2 protein-coding genes are annotated in these 2,026 nt (G+C 68.5%); both read left to right on the top strand.

The window, feature by feature from the left end; all coding sequences use genetic code 11:
* Window positions 1–1,805 (top strand): efflux RND transporter permease subunit (locus VTU_RS29215; RefSeq protein ID WP_010108541.1); only part of this gene is annotated, 1,805 nt, incomplete at its 5' end.
* Window positions 1,802–2,026 (top strand): hypothetical protein (locus tag VTU_RS35180; RefSeq protein WP_236610826.1); only part of this gene is annotated, 225 nt, incomplete at its 3' end. The genes VTU_RS29215 and VTU_RS35180, both read left to right, overlap by 4 nt.

The following is a 2,026-nucleotide window of genomic DNA, read 5'->3' as shown; positions in this document are numbered from 1 at the left end:
AGTTCGGCTGGACGGCGTCGCTCGCGGTGTTCGCCAGCCTGGTGGTGGCGCGCGCGCTGACGCCGATGATGGCGGCCTACCTCCTGCGGCCCATCGTGGATAGGCACCAGGACCCGCGCTGGATGCGCGTGTATCTGCGCTGGGCGGCATGGTGCATCCGGCACCGCGGGCTGACCTATCTGGCGACGGCGGTGTTCTTCTTCGGCTCGCTGGCGCTCATCCCGATGCTGCCCACGGGTTTCATCCCGCCCGACGACAACTCGCAGACGCAGGTGCACCTGGAACTGTCGCCGGGCAGCACGCTGGCGCAGATGCGCTCCGTGGCCGAAGACGCGCGCCAGCGCATCGCCCGCGTGGAGCACGTGCAAAGCACGTACACCACCATCGGCGGCGGTTCGGCCGGAGCGGACCCGTTCGCGGCGGCGGCGGCTGAGCAAACGCGCAAGGCCACGCTCACCGTCATGCTCTCCGCACGCCGCGAGCGGCCGCGCAAGCAACTCATCGAGAACGCAATCCGCGCGGCGCTGGTGTCCCTGCCCGGCGTGCGCAGCAAGGTCGGCCTCGGCGGTTCAGCCGGGAAATACATGCTCGTGCTTTCGGGCGAGGACCCGCAGGCGCTGGGCAACGCCGCGCTGGCCTTGGAGAAGGACCTGCGCAGCATCGAGGGCCTGGGCGGGATCGCGTCCACGGCCAGCCTGGTGCAATCCGAGATTGCCGTGCGCCCGGACTTTGCACGCGCCGCCGACCTGGGCGTGACCAGCAGCGCCATCGCCGAGACGCTGCGCATCGCCACCGTGGGCGACTACGATGTGTCGCTGCCCCAGCTCAACCTGGCGTCGCGCCAGATCCCCATCGTCGTCAAGCTGCAGGACGACGCGCGCCAGGACCTGGCGCTGCTCGAGCGCCTCACGGTGCCGGGCAGCAAGGGCCCGGTGATGCTCGGTCAGGTGGCCACGCTGGAGTTCAGCAGCGGCCCCGCGGAGGTGAACCGCTACGACCGCGCACGCAACGTGAACTTCGAGATCGAACTCGCCGACCTGGAACTGGGCAAGGTTGACAAGGCGGTGCAGGCCCTGCCTTCGATCAACAACCTGCCACCGGGCGTGCGCCAGATCAAGATCGGCGACGCCGAGGAGATGGGCCTGCTGTTCGCCAGCTTCTCCCTGGCCATGCTCACCGGCGTGCTGTGCATCTACATCGTGCTCGTGCTGTTGTTCAAGGACTTTCTGCACCCGGTGACCATTCTGGCGGCGTTGCCGCTGTCGATCGGCGGCGCCTTCGTGGGGCTGCTGATTGCGCAAAAGAGCTTTTCCATGCCCTCGCTCATCGGGCTCATCATGCTCATGGGAATCGCCACCAAGAACTCCATCTTGCTGGTCGAATACGCCATTTTGGCGCGGCGCGAGCGGGGTATGACGCTTCAGGATGCGTTGCTCGACGCCTGCCACAAACGCGCGCGTCCGATCATCATGACCACGCTCGCCATGGGCGCGGGCATGCTGCCCATCGCGCTGGGCGTGGGTGCGGCCGACCCGAGCTTTCGCTCACCGATGGCGGTGGCGGTGATCGGCGGGTTGATCACCTCCACGCTGCTCAGCCTGTTGGTGATTCCGGCGGTGTTCACGGGGGTCGACGACTTCGGACAATGGACCACGCGCCTGCTGCGCCGCCTGCGCGGCAAGCGCGCTCACCCCACCGCAGCCGCCACGGCCACCCCCGCCACGCTGCAGCCCATCCGGCAAGAAGGGCCTTCCCCAGGACGTGCGGCCGACGCCGCAGGTGCGCACGCGCCAAGGACACCATGAAATTCCTGGTCTTTTCCCATCGAGCGCACGCTGGTGACCATCCGCAGGGCCATCGCGGAACACATGCGGCCGCTCGAGGAAGCGGTCGCGGCGATGTCCGCCCCGCTGCCGCAAACGGCCCCGGCCTGAATTCGCGTCCGCGTCATTGCGTGGCCGCCGCGAGCGTGGCTGCGAGCAGGACGTCGGCGCCGGCGGCGATGTCCTCGTCGCTTGCGTATTCG

Origin of the sequence: Verminephrobacter aporrectodeae subsp. tuberculatae At4 (genome assembly GCF_000193225.1) — a bacterium.
Lineage (GTDB): Bacteria > Pseudomonadota > Gammaproteobacteria > Burkholderiales > Burkholderiaceae_C > Acidovorax > Acidovorax aporrectodeae.
Note: the sequence above shows the minus strand (reverse complement) of the source record. Positions and strands in the feature narration are given on the sequence as shown.